The 20,170-nt window shown below is 73.2% G+C and carries 17 protein-coding genes; 11 read left to right on the top strand and 6 right to left on the bottom strand.

Features of this window, described 5'->3' with window-relative positions; all coding sequences use genetic code 11:
* Positions 1-161: 161 nt before the first annotated feature.
* A complete protein-coding gene (locus tag ACIGWZ_RS38425; protein ID WP_400072527.1) occupies positions 162-773 on the bottom strand; it encodes a TetR family transcriptional regulator in 612 nt (203 codons plus the stop codon).
* Positions 774-966: 193 nt separating this feature from the next.
* On the opposite strand from ACIGWZ_RS38425, the gene hmgA reads away from it, so the two are divergent.
* A complete protein-coding gene (gene hmgA / locus ACIGWZ_RS38420) occupies positions 967-2,292 on the top strand; it encodes a homogentisate 1,2-dioxygenase (protein ID WP_400072525.1) in 1,326 nt (441 codons plus the stop codon).
* Positions 2,293-2,334: 42 nt separating this feature from the next.
* Positions 2,335-3,084 (top strand): GntR family transcriptional regulator, encoded by a 750-nt coding sequence (locus tag ACIGWZ_RS38415; protein ID WP_400072523.1) that lies wholly within the window; start codon positions 2,335-2,337, stop codon positions 3,082-3,084.
* 32 nt (positions 3,085-3,116) lie between these two features.
* On the opposite strand, the gene ACIGWZ_RS38410 is transcribed toward ACIGWZ_RS38415, so the two are convergent.
* Complete coding sequence (locus ACIGWZ_RS38410) at positions 3,117-4,508, bottom strand: MFS transporter (protein WP_400072522.1); 1,392 nt, start codon at positions 4,506-4,508, stop codon at positions 3,117-3,119.
* A gap of 191 nt (positions 4,509-4,699) precedes the next feature.
* Between ACIGWZ_RS38410 and ACIGWZ_RS38405 the strand changes: the two genes are divergently transcribed.
* On the top strand, positions 4,700-5,953 hold the full coding sequence (locus tag ACIGWZ_RS38405) for a type ISP restriction/modification enzyme (protein ID WP_400072521.1): 1,254 nt from the start codon (positions 4,700-4,702) through the stop codon (positions 5,951-5,953).
* A gap of 249 nt (positions 5,954-6,202) precedes the next feature.
* Here the strand turns inward: ACIGWZ_RS38405 and ACIGWZ_RS38400 are convergent, their stop codons facing one another.
* From ACIGWZ_RS38400 to ACIGWZ_RS38390, 3 genes are all read right to left on the bottom strand, one after another.
* Complete coding sequence (locus tag ACIGWZ_RS38400) at positions 6,203-6,466, bottom strand: hypothetical protein (protein WP_400072519.1); 264 nt, start codon at positions 6,464-6,466, stop codon at positions 6,203-6,205.
* Between the two features lie 260 nt (positions 6,467-6,726).
* On the bottom strand, positions 6,727-7,533 hold the full coding sequence (locus ACIGWZ_RS38395; protein ID WP_400072517.1) for an SGNH/GDSL hydrolase family protein: 807 nt from the start codon (positions 7,531-7,533) through the stop codon (positions 6,727-6,729).
* 240 nt (positions 7,534-7,773) lie between these two features.
* Complete coding sequence (locus ACIGWZ_RS38390) at positions 7,774-8,481, bottom strand: YoaK family protein (protein WP_400072515.1); 708 nt, start codon at positions 8,479-8,481, stop codon at positions 7,774-7,776.
* 198 nt (positions 8,482-8,679) lie between these two features.
* On the opposite strand from ACIGWZ_RS38390, the gene ACIGWZ_RS38385 reads away from it, so the two are divergent.
* From ACIGWZ_RS38385 to pelG, 6 genes are all read left to right on the top strand, one after another.
* Complete coding sequence (locus ACIGWZ_RS38385) at positions 8,680-9,105, top strand: hypothetical protein (protein WP_400072513.1); 426 nt, start codon at positions 8,680-8,682, stop codon at positions 9,103-9,105.
* A 1-nt stretch (position 9,106) separates the two neighbouring features.
* A complete protein-coding gene (locus ACIGWZ_RS38380; protein WP_400072512.1) occupies positions 9,107-10,201 on the top strand; it encodes a GNAT family N-acetyltransferase in 1,095 nt (364 codons plus the stop codon).
* Between the two features lie 374 nt (positions 10,202-10,575).
* Entirely contained in the window at positions 10,576-11,397 is an 822-nt protein-coding gene (locus ACIGWZ_RS38375; RefSeq protein ID WP_400072510.1) for a glycosyltransferase family 2 protein, read from the top strand.
* Positions 11,394-12,416 carry a glycosyltransferase family 2 protein gene (locus tag ACIGWZ_RS38370; protein ID WP_400072508.1) on the top strand — a complete coding sequence of 341 codons (1,023 nt, stop codon included), beginning with the start codon at positions 11,394-11,396 and terminating at the stop codon, positions 12,414-12,416. The genes ACIGWZ_RS38375 and ACIGWZ_RS38370 overlap by 4 nt, the downstream gene beginning before the upstream one ends.
* Complete coding sequence (locus ACIGWZ_RS38365) at positions 12,413-13,222, top strand: polysaccharide deacetylase family protein (protein ID WP_400072507.1); 810 nt, start codon at positions 12,413-12,415, stop codon at positions 13,220-13,222. The genes ACIGWZ_RS38370 and ACIGWZ_RS38365 overlap by 4 nt, the downstream gene beginning before the upstream one ends.
* A gap of 40 nt (positions 13,223-13,262) precedes the next feature.
* On the top strand, positions 13,263-16,748 hold the full coding sequence (gene pelG, locus ACIGWZ_RS38360; RefSeq protein WP_400072528.1) for an exopolysaccharide Pel transporter PelG: 3,486 nt from the start codon (positions 13,263-13,265) through the stop codon (positions 16,746-16,748).
* A gap of 30 nt (positions 16,749-16,778) precedes the next feature.
* Here the strand turns inward: pelG and ACIGWZ_RS38355 are convergent, their stop codons facing one another.
* Positions 16,779-18,131: a xylan 1,4-beta-xylosidase gene (locus ACIGWZ_RS38355; RefSeq protein WP_400072505.1), complete on the bottom strand. Its 1,353-nt coding sequence runs from the start codon at positions 18,129-18,131 to the stop codon at positions 16,779-16,781.
* A gap of 64 nt (positions 18,132-18,195) precedes the next feature.
* Between ACIGWZ_RS38355 and ACIGWZ_RS38350 the strand changes: the two genes are divergently transcribed.
* Together ACIGWZ_RS38350 and ACIGWZ_RS38345 are read left to right on the top strand one after the other, a co-directional pair.
* Positions 18,196-19,323 (top strand): DUF5925 domain-containing protein, encoded by a 1,128-nt coding sequence (locus ACIGWZ_RS38350; RefSeq protein WP_400072503.1) that lies wholly within the window; start codon positions 18,196-18,198, stop codon positions 19,321-19,323.
* A gap of 128 nt (positions 19,324-19,451) precedes the next feature.
* The gene (locus ACIGWZ_RS38345; RefSeq protein WP_400072501.1) at positions 19,452-20,165 is read left to right on the top strand and encodes a hypothetical protein; all 714 of its coding nucleotides are present in this window, start codon (positions 19,452-19,454) and stop codon (positions 20,163-20,165) included.
* Positions 20,166-20,170 lie beyond the last annotated feature (5 nt).

The following is a 20,170-nucleotide window of genomic DNA, read 5'->3' as shown; positions in this document are numbered from 1 at the left end:
GTGCCGGGTCGTAGCGGCGGAGCCGTGTAGGCCCGGTGCCGCTGCCGAACAGCCCCGCGCAGCGGCAACCAGCCCGCCGCAGGCGCAACGGCGAAACACCACCACGGCGGGACGGCCGACAACGTGGGGCCCAGGCCAAGCGCAGCGACAACGTAAGGCGATCACCCCAACCGACGCGCCAGGTAGGCCCGCAGCAGCACCTTGCACTCCGCCACGATCGTGGGGTCCCCGGCCGGGTCCGTGCGGAAGGCCAGCTGGAGCAGCGCGTCGGCCGTTTCGACGCCGACGAGGAAGGCGGTGCGCAGCCCTTCCTCGGCGGCGTCCAGGCCGAGGGGCCCGGCGAGGAGCGCCAGCAGCCGGTCGGCGACCTCGTAGTTGGCCGGGCGGGGGGCGTGCGGGGCGGGGACGGTGAACTCCACCAGGGCGAAGCCGGACACCGTGCGCTTCATGGCGAGGTATTCGTCGACCACCACGTCCATCGCGCGGCGCCATTCCAGCGGCTCGTCGGCGGGGGCGGTCAGCCGGGCGGTGATGCGGTCCGCGTAGGCGTCGAGATTGCGGCGGGCGAGCGCCTCGGCCATGGCGCGTTTGTTGGGGAAGAAGCGGTAGACCGAGCCGATCGGGACGTCGGCGCGGCCGGCCACGGCGCGGGTGCTGAGGTCCTCGTAGCCGGTCTCCTCCAGGAGTTCGGCGCAGGCGTCGAGGATCCGGGCGAGGCGCTGGGCGCTGCGCTGCTGGACGGGAACGCGTCGGAGCGGGGTCGGCTGCTGCACCCGGACATCCTGCCCGGCGTTCGTGCAAGGAGTGCCGGAACGCCGGGATCCGGCCATCGAGGCCGGGAGTCTCCGTTGACGGGCGCGACCGCGACGGCAATCCTAAGGTCTTGCATAGGATTCGATCCTGTACGGGATCCGGGTCGGCACGGATTTTGGTCTTGCACGGGTTACTGATCGGCGGGAGCGCACGATGACAGGTACGGGCAACGAGCAGGCGAGGAAGACGGCCGAGGGGCTCTCCTACGCCTCCGGCTTCGGCAACGAGCACAGCTCGGAGGCCGTCACCGGTGCGCTGCCGGTGGGCCGCAACTCCCCGCAGCTCGCACCGCTGGGCCTGTACGCCGAGCAGCTCAGCGGATCGGCGTTCACCGAACCGCGCAGCCACAACCGCCGCTCCTGGCTCTACCGCATCCGCCCCTCGGCCGCGCACCCGCCGTTCGTCCGCGCCGAGGGGAGCACCCTGCGCTCCGCGCCGTTCACCGACTGCGTGCCGGACCCCAACCGGCTGCGCTGGAACCCGCTCCCCGAGCCCACCGGCCCCGTCGACTTCCTCGACGGCCTGTGGACGCTGGGCGGCAACGGCGACGCCACCCAGCGCACCGGCATGGCCGTCCACCTCTATTACGCCAACTCCTCCATGACCGACCGGGTGTTCAGCGACGCCGACGGTGAACTGCTGATCGTGCCCGAGCGCGGCGGGCTGCTGCTGCGTACCGAATTCGGCCTGCTGCGCGCCGAGCCGGGCCATGTGGCGCTGATCCCGCGCGGCGTACGCTTCCGCGTCGAACTGCTGGATGCGACCGCCCGCGGCTATGTCTGCGAGAACTACGGCCGCCCCTTCCAGCTCCCCGACCTCGGCCCGATCGGCGCCAACGGGCTGGCCAACGCGCGGGACTTCCTCGCCCCGGTCGCCGCCTACGAGGACGTCGAGGGCCCCGTCGAGGTCCTCAACAAGTTCTGCGGCAACCTCTGGACGGCGACCTACGACCACTCCCCGCTGGATGTCGTCGCCTGGCACGGCAACCACGTCCCCTACGTCTACGACCTGCGCCGTTTCAATGTCATCGGGTCCATCAGCTACGACCACCCCGACCCGTCGATCTTCACCGTCCTCACCGCCCCCTCCGACACCCCGGGCCTGGCCGGCGTGGACTTCGTGGTCTTCGCGCCGCGCTGGCTGGTGGGCGAGGACACCTTCCGGCCGCCGTACTTCCACCGCAACGTGATGACCGAGTACATGGGCCTGATCGAGGGCGCCTACGACGCCAAGGCCGAGGGGTTCGTGCCGGGCGGTGGCTCGCTGCACAACATGATGTCGGCGCACGGGACCGACCGGGAGACCTTCGACCGGGCCAGCGCCGCCGAGCTGCGGCCGCAGAAGATCGACGACGGCCTGGCCTTCATGTTCGAGACCCGCTGGCCGCTGACGCTCACCGAACAGGCCCGGGACGCCGGGCATCTGCAGCGCGGTTACGACGACGTATGGCAGGGTCTCCAGCGCCACTTCCGCCCGTGACGCATGTGACTCCCGTCCGCCCGTAAGACCGGGGAAAGCTCTGTGACCACCTTCGCTCCCGACTCGCTCGCCCTGAACCGCAAGCTGCCGCTGTGGTACCAGGTCTCGCAGTCGCTGCGCGCCTCCATACTCGGCCGCTCGCCCGAGGCGCCGCTCCGGCTGCCCACCGAGGACGCCCTCGCCGCCCACTACGGCGTGAGCGTGCTGACCATGCGCCAGGCCCTCAAGGAACTGGAGGCGGAGGGCCTGATCAGCCGGCACCGGCGCCGCGGCACCTTCATCGAGCCCGGCGCACAGCGGGGCGCGCCGGTGCGGCTGCTGGGCTCCGTGGACGCGATCGTGGCCCAGCAGTCCGGGATGCGCACACAGCTGCTGGAGCACGGCCCGGTGCCGGTGCCCTCCGAACTGTCCGAGTACTTCCCGGACCGGACGGAGGTCGCCGGCTTCCGCCGGCTGCGCAGCGACGACAAAACGGGCGAGCCGACCAACCACGCCCGCAATTACGTCCGCCCCGATGTCGCCGCCCTGATCGACCTCGCGGACCTGGAACGCTGGCCGATGACCAAGGTGCTGCGGGACGCGGTGGGCGTACGCATCAGCCGTATCACCGACACCGTCGAGGCCCGCCTGGCGGACCCGGAGACCGCCCGCCTCCTCCAGGTGCCGCTGCTCAGCCCGATCCTGCACTACACGGGCATCACGTACGACGAGGCCGGGCAGGTGGTCGACGTCGCCCGGATCCACTACCGCGGGGACCGGTTCTCGTTCACGGTCACGCTGGAGGCGCACTGACCGTACGGCCGGGCGGCCGGCCTCGGATCCGTTCAGATCCGCTCCAGGCTCCGCCCCGTGCTCCGCGGTCCCAGCAACGCCACGTCCAGGCACAACAGCACCATCAGCACCGCCGACCCGCCGAACACCGCCGCCGCACCGAGATCGTCCAGCACCGCCAGCGCGACGAACGGCAGCACGACCGAGGTGAGCCGCGACAGCGAGTACGCGATGCCGATGGCGCTACTGCGCAGGCCGGTCGGGAAGATTTCGGTCTGGTAGACGTGGAAGGCGTTGGAGAAGACGTTGCTGCACACCGTCAGCAGAAAGCCGAAGGTGACGATCGCCCAGGTGGCGGCCGCGAAGCCGAAGGCGAGGCCGCACGCCGCCATGCCCAGCGCCGAGGCGATGATCAGGGTCCGGCGCTCGATGCGGTCGATGAGCGGGACGGACAGCGCGGAGCCGATCGGATAGCCGCAGAAGCCCAGCGCCGCGTACAGCAGCGACTCGGTGACGGTGTGGCCCTTCGCCGTCAGCACCACCGGCGCCAGCGAACCGAAGCCGTAATAGCCGACGGTCTGCAGCACCTGGAAGATCCACCACATCAGGGTGCGCCGACGGAAATCGCCGCGGAACATCTCGCGCAGCGGCACCTTCCGTTCCGGGAGACTCTCGGCCTCCGGTACGGAGGGGAGGCTGCGACCGGTCTCGCGCGCCACCCGTTCCTCGATGCCGGTCACGATCGCGTCGGCCTCGGGCTCCCGCCCGTGCACCGTCAACCACCGTGGGGATTCCGGCAGTTGGCGCCGCATGAGCTGGATGAAGCCGGCGCCGAGCGCCCCCGCGACCAGCAGCCAGCGCCAGCCGTCGATCCCCCACAGCTGATGCCCGGCCACCAGCCGGGCGCCCAGCAGCGCCGCGACCGGTACGCCGATGAACCCGAAGGTGTACGCGTAGGCGATGTAGCGGCCGCGCACCGCCCGGGGCAGGAATTCCGCGAGATAGGTGTCCACGAGGACGAGTTCGGCGCCCAGCCCCAGCCCGGAGAGGAAGCGCAGCACGAGCAGCCACTGCACGTTCGGGGCGAGGGCACACAGCAGCGAGGACGCCGAGTACGCGGCCAGGTTGACCATGAACATCCGGCGCCGTCCGAAGCGGTCGGCGAGCACGGACAGCACGTTCGCGCCGACGAACATGCCGAGGAAGCCGGCCGCGATCACCCAGGACTTCGCGGCGTGCCCGAGGTCCCACTGTGCGGCGAGGACCGCGGCGAGCACGCCGCCGAGGAAGATTTCGTAGAGGTCGAAGAAGGCGCCGATGCCGACGACGAGGGTGATCCGGCGGTGCCAGCGGGACGGCGGCAGCCGGTCCAGCCGCGCGGCGGCCCGGGTTCCGGCGGGGGCGCCGCCACGCCGTTCGGGCGTGGGGCAGGCGGTGTCCGTCATGCGGTCCTCCCCTGAGCAGGTCCCGGCGCGCAGGGCGGAGCCAGGTCCGCACCGTGCCGTCGGGCGTACGGCGGGACGGTACCGCTCCAAGATCAGTAAGGGGAAGGGTGCGGACCGGGCGGCCGCCCGGTCGTGGCGGCGCCCGTGGATACCATGCCGGGGTCAACCGAACGGTCCGGGAGGGGCTCCGCGTGACGGCGAAGCAGGACGCGCCACGGCCGGCCGCGCCACGGCTGTCCGAACTCATGCCGTGGTCCGTGCCGCCGCTGCGGCTGGGCCGTTCCTGGGTGCGGGGGCCGGACCCCGCCGTGCTGCGCGCCCGGTGGAACGCCCTGGTGGCCGCCGAGGACGCGGCCGCCCGCGAGCGGCTGTTCCGGCCGTCCCGGTCCCGGACGCTGCACTCCGCCGTCGGACAGCTGCCGGGCCAGGCCACGCCCACCGGGCGGCTGTCCCGGGCGGGCGGCCCGTGCCCCGAGCCGGTACGGATCCTGCACGGCCCGTTCGACCGGCAGTGGCTGCTGCCCGACCACCGGCTGATCGACGCGGCGCGGCCGGAGCTGTGGCGGGTGGCGGACGAGCGGCAGCTGTTCGCGGTCGAGCCGGGGCAGGTGCCGCAGGTGCCGGGTCCCGCCGTGGTGTGCTCCACCCTGCTGCCGGACGGGCGTTCACCGGCCGGCCGCCCCGGACGGATCCATCCCCTCTTCCGGCGCCCCGGCGGCACCGAACCGAACCTCGCCCCCGGCCTGCTCGGCCTCCTCGCCGGCCGCCTGGACCGCCCGGTCGGCCCCGCCGACCTCCTCGCCTGGATCACCGCGAGCGCCCGCCACTCCCCCGACGGCACCGTCGTGCCGCTCACCGCCGACCCGGCCGTCTGGGACACCGGCGTCGCGCTCGGCGAGCGCCTGCTGTGGCTGCACACCCGGGGCGGGCACGCGTACGGGGCACACGCCGGCGAGCGGCCGCGGATGCCGGGCGGCCGCCGCCCCTACGTACGCTCCGCGCTGCCCGCCCACGGCCTGCCTCCGTCGCTCGGCTACGACGCCGGGGAGGAGGCGCTGCTGCTCGGCGACGGCCGGATCTCGCCGGTGCCGCCGGGCGCCTGGGCCTTCCACGCGGGCGGTGTGCGGGTCCTGGAGGCCTGGTTCGCACAGCGGACGGTCCCCGAGGACCCGCCGAAGGAGGGGTCGCTGGCGGCGCTGCGCACCATGACCTGGCCGCAGGAGTGGACGTCGGAGCTGCTGGAGCTGATCACCGTACTGGCGCTGCTGGCCGAACTGGAGCCGGAGTGCGCCCGGTTGAGGGAGACGACGGCGGACGGACCGGCGATCACCGCGGCCGGGCTACGGGACGCGGGCGTCCTCCCGGCGCCGGCCGACGCGCACCGTCCGGCGTCCGTGCTCGACCATCACGAGGAGGGCCCGGAGGGCCAGTTCGCCCTGCTGTGAGGCGCGGGGTCCCGGCGCCTGGAGGCCGGGCCCGGACCGGGGAACCCGACGGGGAAACAAAAAACCACCCGTCACAAGAACGGGTGGTGGAGGAGGAGCCGGGTGGTGCGTGCCTCGGCGAGCACACCGACGCGCTGCGACGCCCGCGAACCGGCGGACCGTACCTGACGGGTCCGGATCTGACGGGTGGTGAATCGCAACGCTGTGCCGGGACGGTGTGGTCGCCCAAGGTCTCGCTTCAGAGACGCGTCAGCCGTGACCGCCGAACAGCGAACGCCGCAGCCTGCGCAGCGGCGCGAACAGCGACACCCTGGCACCGCGGCTCTTCCTCGTGCGGGAGTGATCACGGGCTGTGAGCTCCCGCATCAGCGACGTGGCACCCTCCGTCTCGCGCTGCGGTATGGCAGGGCCACCCAGCACCGCGAGATGGCGGTCCAGACGCGCACTGGACGCGCCGCTGCCGCAATTGATGGCAGGGACTCTCGCCCTGCTCCGCACTGTTATCTGTTCCATGACTCTCCCCACCCTGACGAGGGCACCCGGCACGGGCAGGGTAACCCTATCTCTCTTGGAGGACACGCGTGCAGACCGGTCAACGGATTCACCTGCCTCGCCTTGACGTTGACGAACACCATACGTAATGGCGCCTACAGGGCGCCCATCAGGGCGAGTTGACCCACCGTCGGGCCGTCGGAGGCCATCTGACGGGCCGACGGGCCGCACGAGGAGGACCCGGGCGGGCGGATCCTCCTCGGCGTCACGTGTACGGACGGTTACGCAGCGGAGGCGAACACCGGGAGATAGCCGCTGGACTGACCGGCGGCGGTGGGGTGGTAGGACTCGTCGACGGGATAGGTCACGCTGTGCAGCCAGGGGCTTCCGGAGCACAGCTCATGGCCGGCGAAGGTGGAGTTGACGTCGGAGAAGGCGAAGCCGTGGTCGGCGGCGCGCTTGGCGGTGACGCTGTTGATGTCGTCGGCCGCGGCGTTTATGGCGGCCCGGGACTTCTCCGACAGACCGGCGACGCAGCTGCCGTTGAGTTTGTAGAAGCGCGGATAGCCCAGGACCACGACATGCGCGGCCGGGGCCTTCTGGGCGATCGCGTTGTACACCCCGTCGAGCTGACCGGGCAGGGTGTTGTCGACGTACGCCCTGGCCTTGGCGACCCGGGCCAGGCAGGCGCTCTCACCCTGGAGCGCACAGGTCGTCATGGTGTCGGCGAAGCCTGCGTCATTGCCGCCGATGGTGATGCTCACCAGGCCGGTGGAGCTGCCGAGCGGGCCGAGCTGACCGCTCAGAACATCACCCGTACGGGCGCCGGAACAGGCCGTGAACGAGAAGGACGAGGGCGAGTGCGCGGCGGCCCAGAGGGCCGGGTAGGCCTTGGTGCTGCGCTTGCAGGAGCCGCTGCCACTGTCGTAGCTGCCGGCTCCGACGCCCGCGGAGTAGGAATCGCCGAGGGCCACATAGCCGGTGGCGAGCGGAAGTTGGGCGGACGCGGCGGCGCTCGCGCCGGTGAGCGCGAGCGCCGTGGTGACAAGGAAGGCGGACACCAGGGCCGCCGGTCGGGACAGTCTCATAGAACCTCCCCAAGCAGGATCTCTGCCTTATTCGTGGTAGCAGGACCCGCCGGTAGCCGGAAGTGTCCATGCCAAAGGTCGTCGAAAGTGGCATCGGATTCGCCGCAAATCTACCGATTCGCCCCGGTGTTCACGGCGAGGTCATCGCCTGGCCGTGTCGCGCCGCGTCGCGCCCAGGGCGGTCCCGTCGAGCCCGCCCGCACCACCGGCCGGTCCCGGGCCCGAACGGAACCGGCCGCCTCACTCCTCGCCGTTCGGACGGCGGGCGAGCCCCGACACCAGCAGCGCGGTGGCCGCCACCGACACCGCCACGAGCAGGAGGACCAGCGACGGACGGGTCCCCAGGCCGATCAGCCAGGCACCGAGGAGGCCGCCGGCGAACATCGACCCGACGGACGCCAGCCGCCGCGGGCCGGCGTGGGAGCCGTAGCCCAGTCTTCTGTCATGACCGAGCGGGGACCCGCTGACCAGGGCCGTCATCGCCCGGGTCGCCACGGTGGTGGTGAGGTCGGGGGCGCCGACCCGTATGGCGGTGACGTTGCGGGTGCCCATCGCCACCGCCATCAGGCCGACGACGGCGCAGCGCTGACCGGGCGCCAGGTCCCGGCCCGGGCCGGAATCCCAGCCGGTCACCGCCGCGACGGCCAGCAGCGCGGCCTCGGTGACGAGCGCGACCGGGAACCACTGCCGCCGCCGGGCCGCCAGCGTCGACTCCATCCGCGCCCCGACCGCCGCGCCGAGTGCAAAGGCGCCGAGCGAGACGGCGGTCGTCACGACGGACACGTCGCCCTGCCCCGCGATGCCGAAGCCGAGGAAGAGCAGATTGCCGGTCTGGGTCGCGGTGAAGACGTGATGGAGCGTCAGAAAACTGACGGCATCGAGCACTCCGGTTGCCACGGTGAGACACACCATGATCACCGTCAGCGCGGTTCCGCTCGGCGGCTCCACTGACCCGGCTCCTTCCCGGCGGACACGTCCTCACAGTGTCCGCACGGCCGCCGCGCAGCACCGCCATTGCGCCGTCTGTGGGCGCCCCCGCTCCGCCCCACTCCGCCCCTGACCGCTTCCGCTGCCGTCTTGACGGGTGCCGGAGCGCCGCATGACATGGAACCCGGCATCCCGTGCTGAGGAGAGGCAGAGCCGCCCATGCAGCCCAAGAACGTCAAGAGCGACAGATCCGAGGGCGCGGCCCCGCCCGACGGCCGGCCGGCGGGCGGGCTCGGCGCGCTCTGCGCCGGGGCGGCGTTCGGCGTCGCCGCCATGGGGGCCGTGCTGGCCTCGGCCGATATCGCCTCCCCGCTGCGGGTACCGTGCACCCTCTTCCTTCTCCTGGGGGCGCCGGCCCTCGCGATCGGCGCGGCGCTCGGCCGGCTGGATCCGCTCGGCCGCGCCGTCGTCGCGGTGGTCGGCGCACTGGCCGTCGACCTGCTGGTGGCGCAGGCCATGCTGGCGCTGCATGTCTGGTCGGTGCGCGGCGGTGTGCTCGCCGTCGCCGTGCTCAGCGGTGCCGTGCTGCTGCTGACGGCGGTCCGGGCGAGGGCCGGCCGCGCCGCCGCGGACCGGGCGTACTGACGTGGACATCACCGTGCATCACCCCGCCGGGCTGTCCGGTGCCGACCGGGCCGCCTGGACCTCTCTGCAGACCCGTGCCCCCGCGCTGGGATCGCCGCAGCTGGCGAACCCGTTCCTCGCGCCCGAGTTCGCGCTGGCGGTGGGCCGGTGCCGCGGCGGGGTGCGGATCGCGGTGATCCGGGAGGACGGCCGGCCGGCGGCGTTCCTGCCGTTCCAGCGCTCGGCGCTCGGGGTGGGCCGCGCGATCGGTCTGGGCGTCTCGGACGCGCAGGGTCTGGTGCACCGGCCCGGATTCCGCTGGGACGCCCGGGAACTGCTGGGCGCCTGCGGACTGTCGGTCCTGGAGTTCGATCATCTGGTGGAGGGCCAGAGCCCTTTCGGGGGAACGGCGCTGCGGGCCCATGCCTCGCCCGTCATCGATGTGGCCGGGGGGTACCGGGCGTATCTGGAGGGGCTTCGCGCGCGGTCGCCGAAGTTCGCCCGGACCACCCTCGCCAAGGAACGCCGGCTCGGCCGTGACGTCGGCCCGGTGCGCTACGTCCACGACGAGCGCGACCCGGCGGCGCTGCTCACCCTGACCCGGTGGAAATCGGCGCAGTACCGCAGGACCGGGCGCAGCGACCGCTTCGCGCGCCCCTGGATCGCACGGCTGGTGCGGGAGCTCTTCCACACCCGCACCGACTCCTTCGCGGGCCTGCTGTCGGTGCTGTACGCCGGCGAGCGGCCGGTCGCGGCGCACTTCGGGCCGCGCTCCGGGTCCGTGCTGTCCTGCTGGTTCCCCGCGTACGACCCGCAGTACGCGAAGTATTCGCCGGGGCTGGTGCTGCATCTGCGGATGGCCGAGGCGGCGGCCGCGGCGTCGATGGCGTATCTCGATCTGGGGCGCGGTGCGTCCGCGTACAAGGACTCCCTCAAGACGCGGGAGATCCCGGTGGCGGAAGGGTGGGTGATGCGGCGGCATCCGGTGGCGCTGGGGCACTGGGCGCGGCGGGCTCCGGTGCGGGCGTTGCGCAATGCCGTACTGGCCCGCCCGCAGCTGCGCGAGCCGGCCGGCCGGCTGCTGGAGCGGGTGGGGCGCCTCCGGTCCCGGGAGTGATCGCGGGCACGGGCCGCCGGGCGTGCGCCGGGGCTCATAAGGGGGGCGAAGAGGGCGTACATCAGTCCGTATAGGCCAATTGCGCCAAAGGGTATTTGATGCCCCAGCTCTTGCCTTACAGTCCCCTTCATCAAACCGTCGCACATCCGCCCGCATCGGACGACCGTCGTGCAAGCGCCTCCGGGGAGGGCGCGCGGCACGGGGCCCGGCCGGTGCGGGGCGCGGTTTGGGGGGGTCCCGTACATGTGCCGGCTCACCGTGCTCCGGCAGCGGTTCATACCGTCATGAGCGGGGAGTGCGTGCCCCCCTTGCGCCGGATATCCAGCCGGACCGCCCGGGGGTGGGCGGTCCACCGGACGAGAGGGAAACCGCCCATGAACTCGTTCCTTCGCCCGGCCGACGCGGAAGAACCGCCGCTGACGCTGCTGCCCGCCCAGGCCGCCTACCGTCCCGTCTCCTCGCATCTGGCCATCGCGCCGCCCGTCAGCGTCGTCATCCCGGCGATGAACGAGGCGGAGAACCTCCCGTACGTCTTCAAGACTCTGCCGGACTGGATCCATGAAGTGGTGCTGGTCGACGGCAACTCGACCGACGACACGGTGCGCGTCGCCCTCGAACTGTGGCCGGACATCACGGTCGTACGGCAGCGCGGCAAGGGCAAGGGAGACGCGCTGATCAGCGGTTTCGCGGTCTGCACCGGCGAGATCATCGTGATGATCGACGCCGATGGGTCGGCCGACGGCGGCGAGATCGTCAGCTATGTCTCGGCCCTGGTCTCGGGAGCCGACTTCGCCAAGGGCTCGCGGTTCGCCAACGGCGGCGGCACGGACGACATGACGCCGGTCCGCAAGCTCGGCAACCGCGTGCTGACCGCCTTCGTCAACGCCAAGTTCGGCGCCCGCTACACCGACCTGTGCTACGGCTACAACGCCTTCTGGCGCCGCTGCCTGGAGGAGATCTCCCTGGACTGCGCCGGGTTCGAGGTGGAGACCCTGATGAACATCCGGGTGGTCAAGGCGGGGCTGCGGGTGCAGGAGATCCCCAGCCACGAGTACCACCGCATCCACGGCGTGAGCAATCTGCGGGCGGTACGGGACGGGGTGCGCGTCCTGAAGGTCATCTGGCGCGAGCGCGCCGCCCGGCGGGGACGGAAGCGGGCCGTGCGGCCCGCCCTGATCACCGGAGAGGCCCGGTGAACGGGCACGGGCACGGGAACGGGAACGGGACCGGGCGGCACACCGGGCCCGCGATCTCCGTCGTCATCTGTGCCTACACGCCCGACCGCTGGGCGGACATCCTCGCCGCGGTGGCCTCGGTGCGCGACCACCAGTCCCGCCCCGCCCATGAACTCCTGCTGGTCGTGGACCACCACCCCGCCCTGCTCGCCCGGCTGCGAGAGCACTTCGGGGGCGCACACGCGGGCGCGGCCGCCCCCGGCGCGTCGCCGCCTCCCGTACGGATCATGGCCAATTCGGGACCCCGGGGGCTGTCCGCGGGCCGCAACACCGGCATCGCGGCGGCGAGCGGTGAGGTCATCGCCTTCCTGGACGACGATGCGGTGGCCGAGCGGGACTGGCTGCGCCACTTCGCCGAGGGATACGCGGACCCGGCGGTGATGGCGATCGGCGGGCGCACCGAGCCGGTGTGGGACTCGGGGCGGCGGCCGGTCTGGTTCCCGGCCGAGTTCGACTGGGTGGTGGGGTGCACGTACCGGGGACTGCCGCCCGGGAAGGTGCGGGTGCGCAATGTCCTGGGCGGCAACGCGTCCTTCCGCCGGGTGGCGTTCGATCTCGTCGGCGGCTTCACGAGCGGCATCGGCCGGGACGGCGGGCGGCGGCCGCTGGGCGGCGAGGAGACCGAGCTGTGCATCCGTATCGGCCGGACGCTTCCGGACGCGGTGCTGCTGATCGACGACCGGGCCGTCATCCATCACCGGGTGCCCGCGGCCCGGGAGCGCTTCGGCTACTTCCGCGGCCGGGCCTATGCGGAGGGCCTGTCGAAGGCGCTGGTGACGCGGAGCGTCGGCCCGCGGGACGGGCTGGCGGTCGAGCGGCGGTATGCGACCCGGGTGCTGCCCGCGGGGGTGCTGCGCGGGCTGCGGGACGCGGCGCTGCGGCGGCCGGGCGGCGCCGGGCGGGCGGGCGCGATCGTCGCGGGGGCGGCGGCCGCGGCGGGGGGCTATGTCTGGGGGACGGTCCGGGGAGCGGCGGTATGAGCGGCGGCGTGCGGCCCGCGGGCCGCACGGCCGTACCGGTCCTGATGTATCACGCGGTGAGCGCGACGCCCTCGCCTGCCGCCCGGCAACTCTCCGTCTCGCCAAGGGCGTTCACCCGGCAGCTCGCCCTGCTGGCCGCCCACGGCTGCACCCCGCTGACCACCGCCGCGCTCGCCACGGCCTGGCGGACCGGCCGCCCGCTGCCCGCCAGGCCCGTCCTGATCACCTTCGACGACGGCTACGAAGGCGTCCACCGCCACGCCCTGCCCGCCCTCGCCGCGCACGGCTTCGCGGCCACCCTCTTCGTCACGACGGGGTGGCTGCGCGGCCCGTACGGCACCGGGGGCGCGCCGGACACCATGCTCGACTGGCACCAGGTACGGCAACTGGCCGCGGCCGGTGTGGAGATCGGCGGGCACAGCCACCGCCATCCGCGGCTGGACGACCTCGACGACGCGCGGCTGCGGCAGGAGGTGCTGCGCTGCAAGGACATCGTCGCCGAGGAGACCGGCGGCGCACCGGAGTCGTTCGCGTACCCCTACGGCTACTCCAGCCGGCGGGTGCGCCGGGCCGTTCGCGGCCTGGGCTTCCGGCAGGCGCTCGCGGTGGGCAATGCGCTCGCCGACCGGGAGCAAGGGCCTTATGCGCTGCGGCGGTTGACGATCCGCCGCGACACCCGGCCCGAGGAGTTCGCGCGGATCATCGAGGGCCGGGGGCTGGTGCGCGCGTACGCCCGGGACCGGATGCTCACCAAGGGGTACGCGGTGCTGCGCAGAACGCGGCAGGCGGGGCGGCGGTGTGTCTGATACGGCCGCCCCGGCGACCGGACGGGCCGGACGGCCGCGGATGGCCGGGGGCGGCGCCGGTCCCGAGCCGCCGGGCGGCCGGAGCCCGCTGTTCCGCAACGCCTATGCCCTGATGCTCAACACCGCCGTCTCCGGGCTGCTCGGTCTGGGGTTCTGGCTGGTCGCGGCCCGCTACTACAGCGAGGCCGCGGTCGGCCAGGGCTCGGCGGCCATCGCCGCGATGAAGCTGCTGGCCGGGCTGACGGCGGTGACGCTCACCGGGGCGCTGGCGCGCTTTCTCCCGGTCGCGGGCCAAGCCACCGGACGGCTGGTCGTCCATACCTATACGGCGAGCGCGGCCGTCGTGGCCGTCGCCGCGGCCGTCTTCCTGTTCACCCTCGATCTCTGGGGCCCCTCCTACCGGTTCCTGCACGGCCCGCCGGGCGCCGCCGGCTTCCTCCTGGCCGTCGTCGCCTGGTCCCTGCTCACCCTCCAGGACGGCGTGCTGACCGGTCTGCGCAGCGCCCGGTGGGTCCCGGTGGGCAACCTTGCCTTCTCCACGGTGAAGCTGGGCCTGCTGGTGGTGTTCGCCACCGCCGTCCCGATGGCCGGCGTCTTCGTCTCCTGGGCCGTGGCCATCGCGGTGTCCGTGATTCCGCTGGGCTGGCTGGTCTTCCGGCGGCTGATCCCCCGGCACGTCCGGGCGACGCCGGGGACCGCCCGCCCGCCGTCCGTCAGGGAGATGGGCCGCTTCCTGGCCGGCGACTGCACCGGTTCGCTGTTCGCCCTCGCCGTGGTCCACCTCGTGCCGGTGCTGGTCGCCTCGCAGGTCGGCGCCGCCGACAACGCGTACTTCTACATCACCACCACCATCGGCGGCACGGTCAATCTCCTCGCCCTCAACATGGGCGCCTCGCTGACCGTCGAAGGCGCGCACGCCCCGGCCCGGCTGGCCCACCACACCCGCGCCGCGCTGCGCCGCATGAGCCGCCTGCTGCTCCCCGTATGCCTTGCCCTCTTCGTCTTCGCGCCCTACCTCCTCGGCGTGTTCGGGCCGGGGTACGCGGACGCGGCGACGCCGCTGCTGCGCTGGTACGCGGTGGGGGCGGCGCTGCGCGTGGTGATGGAGGTCCACTTCGCGGTCCTGCGCGCGCAGAACCGCACCTTCGGACTCGCCTGCCTCCAGGGCCTGTTGTGCGCCCTGGACCTCGGTCTGACGATGGTGCTGCTGCCGCGGGCGGGGCTGACCGGGGCCGGCATCGCCGAGATCACCGGGCTCGCGGTGATCGCCGCCATCGCCGCCGTACGGCTGCGCCGGGTGCTGCGCGGCCATCCCTCGCCCCCGCTGGGCCCGGCGCCCGCCGGATCCCTCGCGCCGGACGGCGATCTGGCGGACCTGGCGGTGTACGGGGACCTCGGCGACGGGTTCGGGCGCTACGAGCGGGGCGCGCCTGCGCGGCCGGAGCCCATGTCCCGGCCGGAGCCCGTGTCCCGGCCGGAGCCCGTGTCCCGGCCGGACCCCCCGGTCCGACGGGTCGCCGCGCGCCTGCGGGGCCGCCCGGATCTGGCGGTCTGGGCCCTGCTGGGCGCCGCCCTCGCCCTGTTCTGGCTTCCGCTGCGCGGGCTGGGCGACGCCGGTCTGGACCGGATGAACGGCCTCGGGCTGATCTCCGTACTGCCCGCCGCGACGCTGGCCGGGGTCGCGCTGCTGGTGGCGGCGTACGGCTGCGCCCTGTGGCTGCCCCGGCCGCGCCGCGCCCTGCTGACCGCCGTACTCCTCCTCACGGTCGTCGCCCTGCACGCACTGCCCGCCGTCCTGGAGACCGAGCCGCGCTTCGCCACCGCCTGGCAGCACCTCGGCTTCCTCGACCACATCGGCCGGACCGGCTCCGCGGTGCCGGACCTGGACGCCCGCTGGAGCTGGCCGGGCTTCTTCGCCGGGGTGCAGTTCGTCGCCGAGGCGTGCGGCGTCACCGACTTCACCGAGGTGCTGCGCTGGTGGCCGCTCGCCCTCCAACTCCTCTGCCTGGCGCCGCTGTTCCTGCTCCTGAGGGCCGTGCGGGCGAGCTGGCGGGCGAAGTGGTGCGCGGCCTGGCTGTTCGCGCTGTGCGGCTGGGTGGGCCAGGACTACTTCTCGCCGCAGGGGTTCGCCTACCTTCTCCACCTCACCTTCGCCGCGATCGTGCTGGTCTGGTTCCGCGCGCCGCGGGCCCCGTCCCGCGGCGCCCGCCGACCGGGCGAGGCGGCGGTCCGACCGGCCGGGCGCGGGCAGCTCGCCGCCCTGCTCGCCGTGCTGCTCGCGCTCTTCGCCGCGGCGGTGGCGGGCCACCAGCTCACCCCCTTCGTGATGCTCGGCGTGCTGACCGTCCTGGTACTGGCCCGTCGCTGCACCCTGCGCGGTCTGCCGCTGCTGTGCGGGCTGCTGGTCGTGGGGTGGGTGGGGTTCCTGGCCGAGCCCTACTGGTCGGGCCACTTCGACGAGCTGTTCGGCGGGCTCGGGGGCTTCGGCGGCAATGTCTCCTCGTCCGTGACGGACCGGATCGGCCACGGCGACCCCACCCACAAGCTCGTGCTGTACGCCCGGGTGGCGCTGGCGGGCGGGGTGCTGGCGCTGGCCTGCTGGGGCGTGCTGCGCCGTCGCGCGGCCGGCTTCACCGACCGTGCGCTCATGGTGCTGACGTTCGTCCCCTTCCTCGCCTTCGGCATGCAGTCCTACGGCGGCGAAATGGCGCTGCGGGTCTTCCTGTTCGCGCTGCCCGGGGCCTGTGTGCTGGCGGCGCTGGCGCTCTTCCCCCGCACCGCGACCGCCCGCCGCCGCCTCCGCCCGGGGCTGCTGGCCGCGCTGCTGACGGGACTGCTGCTGGCCTTCGGCTTCCTGCTCGCCCGGTGGGGAAACGAGCCGTTCGAGCGGATCCGGCCGGGCGAGGTCGCGGCGATGGACTTCGTCTACGCCCATGACCGGCCGACGGTACGGCTGCTGTGGCCGAGCGACGACCCCGTCGACAACGTCACCCCGGCGATGCCCTGGGGCGCCAAGGACATGGAACGGGTGCAGTACGAGCCGGTCCTGGCCCCTCGCGACCCGGCCCGGATCGCCCCCGTCGTCGCGGCCCTGCGGAGCGCCGGACCGCACTCGTACCTCATCGTCAACCACGGCCAGGCGGAGTCGCTGCGCCTGGGCGCGGGCTACGGGGACCGCTGGGAGCAGCGGCTGCGCGCCGCGCTGGACCGGCACGTCGGGATACGGCGGGTGCTGTCCAACGCGCATGCGGCGCTCTACGAGCTGACGCGTCCGCCGGCCGGCCCGGTGCCGCAGCCCCGGCCCGGCCCGGTGGGACCGCGGGTGACCTGGACGTCGTGGTCGGTGCTGGGCGGGCTGGCGGCGGCGCTGGTGATACCGGTGCTGGCGGTCCGCGAGATGCTGCGGGTCGCGACGGCGGCCGGCGAGCGGCAACGGCGGCGGCTCCAGGGGATGTTCTGGTTCGCGATGCCGCCGGCGCTGGCGTTGGTGGCGTCGCTGGTGTGGCGGTTTCTGACGATGTCGTGAGGGGCGGCCGGGCCGCCGCGGCGGGCCGGATCACGGACGGTCGAGCCAGCGCACCTCGTAGCCTCCGAGCGTGACGCCCTCGCCCCCGACGGTCGCGGTGCGGCGGCGGTCCGTGGTGTTGACCACCAGCACCGTGCGGTCGCCGGCCAGCGCCCGGACCGCCGTACGGCCGGCCCCCGTGACCGCGACGTGCGAGGGGCGGACTCCCGGCGGAAAGGCCCGGGAGAACCGGGACAGCAGCTCGCCCATCGGCAACTCCCGCCCTCCCTCGGCCAGTTCCGTGCTGCTCCACAGGCACCCCGGGCAGGCGGCGCCCTCCCCTTCCGGGTTCCAGTACAGCCCGCTGGTGGCACCCCCGGAAGCCATCTCCATCAGCCCCGCGGCCTGCACGGCCAGGCGCTCGCGCTCGCTCCAGCCGTTCCGGTCGTCATGGGCGTCGGGCACCTCGACGTACCACTCCGCCCACCACAGCGGCAGCCCCGTCTCCTTGCGCACCCAGCGCCCCACATCGGCGAATTTGCGGGTGGCGGCGAACGGGCCGGGCGCATAGCGGTCGTCCTTGCTGTAGCTGGATCCGTCGACGACGACGAAATCCGCGCCCGCCTTGTGCCGGTTCCAGTATGCGAGCGCGTCGAGGACCCGTCGGTCGACGCTCCCCCAGGGCCCGCGCGGCGCGGATGCATCGCCGCCGGTGCCGGTGTCGCTGTCCATCACGAGATAGGGCCCGCCCACCTGGTTGCCCTCGTTCGCCTTTTTCAGCTCCCGGTAGACCAGGTTGTAGAGCCGGGTGTACCCCTCGTAGTCCCAGCGCCCCTTCTTCTCGTCGAAGAAACCCTTGAACTCGTTCCACACCACGAAGTGCCGGACGTCCGGATACCGGCGGGCGATCTTCCCCGCGAGCGCGGCGAAGTCCGCGTAATGCGCGGGGTCGGGGGCCTTCTCCAGTGCGCCCCAGTCCGTGTGCCCGGATGCGCCGCCCTTCATCCAGTCCGGGGCGCAGCACAGCGTCAGTACCGGAGTGCCGCCGGTGCGCCGGATCCATGCCGTCCGACGGTCCAGATCGGAGAAGTCGTACCGTCCCGGGCTCGGTTCGGGGTTCCCGGCGCCCCAGCCCATGATGTGCTGGTTCTGCGGCATCGGAGAGGCGGACAGCAGCCGGGCGGCCCGGCCGGTCGCGGCCTCGTCGCCATGGTCCGCGCTGAACTGGGTGTGGGTGAATCCCCAGCCCACGGCGGCCCGCCCGGCCCGCAGCGGCGACGTCGGCCGGCCGTCGTCGCCCGGCGGAAATCCGGTCCTGACCAGCAGCGCCGTCAGCACGGCGGCCACCACCGCGGCCCCGACGAACACGGCCAGCCGTTGACGTTCCCCACCAAGACGTCGCACAACGGACAAGACTAGCCGGGATATTCCGTGTACGCGGCGGGCCGGTCTGGCGGATCATGGCGGCATGTGTGCCGATCACGTGCAGCCGTCCTTCGTGCCGCCGTCCGCCGCCGAGAAGTCCCTTGCGATCCGTCTGACCATGGACGACAGCGATTCCCCGTCCGATGTCGTCGACGCGCTGTTCCTGGGGCGCTTCGCCACGGGCGAGCAGCCGTACGCCCGCAGCCGCTCGGTGGAACGGGTGAAGCCGGGGCTGACGTTGCTGCCGCCCGGCGCGCGGGTGCTGCGCTCGGCGCGCGAGGACGACCGCAGCGCCACCCTCGCCGAGGGTGACGGCTACACCCTGCTGATCTCCCGCTGGAGCCGCGGCGCGGACGTGACGGTCACCGCCGTCACCGACGAGCTGACCGAGAAGGTGCTGGGACAGTCGGCGGACGGCGCGGAGGACGAGCCGGAGCCCCGGCCGGACGACGTCGCGATGGGCTTCTGGTACTTCTCGCCCCGCCGCGGGCCGCACCGCACCTCCCGGCAGATCTCGGCGGGCACCTGGGAGGAGATCCGTCCCAACTACACCGCGCCGGTGGCCTCGGCGATGGACTCGCTGATGAAGGTCGCGCCCGAGGAGATCGCCGGCCGCCTTCTGCTGCTGCACGGCCCGCCCGGGACCGGCAAGACCTCCGCGCTGCGCACACTGGCCCGCTCCTGGCGCGACTGGTGCCAGGTGGACTGCGTCCTCGACCCCGAGCGGCTCTTCAACGACGTCGGCTACCTCATGGACATCGCGATCGGCGAGGACGACAGCACGGGCAGGAGCCGCTGGCGGCTGCTCCTCCTGGAGGACTGCGACGAACTGATCCGCGGCGAGGCCAAGCACACCGCGGGCCAGGCGCTGTCCCGGCTGCTCAACCTGACGGACGGACTCCTCGGCCAGGGCCGCAACGTCCTGGTCGGCGTCACCACCAACGAGGACCTGGAGCGGATGCACCCGGCGGTGGTGCGGCCCGGCCGCTGCCTGGCCCGTATCGAGGTCGGCCCGCTGACCCGTACGGAAGCGGTGAACTGGCTGGGCACCGAGGAGGGCATCGGCCGCGAGGGCGCTTCCCTCGCCGAGCTCTACGCCCTGCGGCGCGGCACCCGGCCCGCGTCGGTCCCGGCCCAGGATGCGGGCACGGAGGCGGGGTTGTACCTGTGACGCCGGGCCGGCCCGGTGCCCGTGACCGCCCCGGCAGGGCCGCGGTCCCGAAGTGATCGCGGCCCTGCCGCGCCGGTAGAGTCCGCCCCCGCATTGCAACGAGCGTTCGGCTCAACGAGGGGAACGGATTGAGCACCACGGTATGGCTCAGGAAGGCGGGCCGGGACGCCGCGACATCGACGGCCCCGGAGGGCGGGGTCGATCCCTGGTGGGAGATCCGCACCCACGGCCCTTCGGCCGGAACGGACGGCGGCCAGGGGCAGTCGAGGTTCGCGTACCTCGAGCGGGACCTGTCCTCCGGTGGCAGCGACGCCTATCGTGCGGCGCGCAAGGACGGCGCCCGCTCCTTTCTCCTCTGGACGGACACCGCCCGCCGGCAGCTGCTGGCGCGGGTCGTGACCAGGTCGGCGACGAGGCGGAGCAGCGCCGTCTTCGAGGTGCTGGGCGGCGCCGACGAGTCCTTGGCGCTGATCACCCATGAGCGGGCGATGAGCAACGGTCACGGCAGGTCGCGCTGGACCGTTCAGCAGGCGGGCGGCCCGGACGCCGTCGGCGTCAAGGGCAACCTGTTCTGGTGGTACGTGTGGTGGCTGCTGTTTCCGCTGTGGTTGGCCATCGCCGTCGGCAGTGTCGTCGGCGGCGGCGGTGACATCGCCCGGATGCCACGCACCATCCGCTGGAAGGCGTCCGGCAAAGAGGCACTGACCTGGGGCAGCGACGGGGCGGACTTCGCCCTGGCCACAGCGGCCGAAGGGTGGGACCTGCGGGTCACCGCCGCCCTGGCCGCCCTGGTCAAGAGCCACGAGGGCTGGCTCGGCCACCCGTGGGACGAGGGCAAGTAGGCCGT

The sequence above is a fragment of the Streptomyces sp. NPDC053427 genome (genome assembly GCF_044544985.1).
In the GTDB taxonomy this organism is placed as follows: domain Bacteria; phylum Actinomycetota; class Actinomycetes; order Streptomycetales; family Streptomycetaceae; genus Streptomyces.
This window is presented reverse-complemented; position numbering and strand designations above follow the sequence as displayed.

Bases quoted from the DNA above. Each gene is read 5' to 3' on its own strand.
- hmgA (WP_400072525.1), top strand. From the start codon at position 967: ATGACAGGTACGGGCAACGAGCAGGCGAGGAAGACGGCCGAGGGGCTC.
- ACIGWZ_RS38410 (WP_400072522.1), bottom strand. From the start codon at position 4,508: ATGACGGACACCGCCTGCCCCACGCCCGAACGGCGTGGCGGCGCCCCC.
- ACIGWZ_RS38400 (WP_400072519.1), bottom strand. From the start codon at position 6,466: ATGGAACAGATAACAGTGCGGAGCAGGGCGAGAGTCCCTGCCATCAAT.
- ACIGWZ_RS38395 (WP_400072517.1), bottom strand. From the start codon at position 7,533: ATGAGACTGTCCCGACCGGCGGCCCTGGTGTCCGCCTTCCTTGTCACC.
- ACIGWZ_RS38385 (WP_400072513.1), top strand. From the start codon at position 8,680: ATGCAGCCCAAGAACGTCAAGAGCGACAGATCCGAGGGCGCGGCCCCG.
- ACIGWZ_RS38375 (WP_400072510.1), top strand. From the start codon at position 10,576: ATGAACTCGTTCCTTCGCCCGGCCGACGCGGAAGAACCGCCGCTGACG.
- ACIGWZ_RS38365 (WP_400072507.1), top strand. From the start codon at position 12,413: ATGAGCGGCGGCGTGCGGCCCGCGGGCCGCACGGCCGTACCGGTCCTG.
- pelG (WP_400072528.1), top strand. From the start codon at position 13,263: ATGGCCGGGGGCGGCGCCGGTCCCGAGCCGCCGGGCGGCCGGAGCCCG.
- ACIGWZ_RS38350 (WP_400072503.1), top strand. From the start codon at position 18,196: ATGTGTGCCGATCACGTGCAGCCGTCCTTCGTGCCGCCGTCCGCCGCC.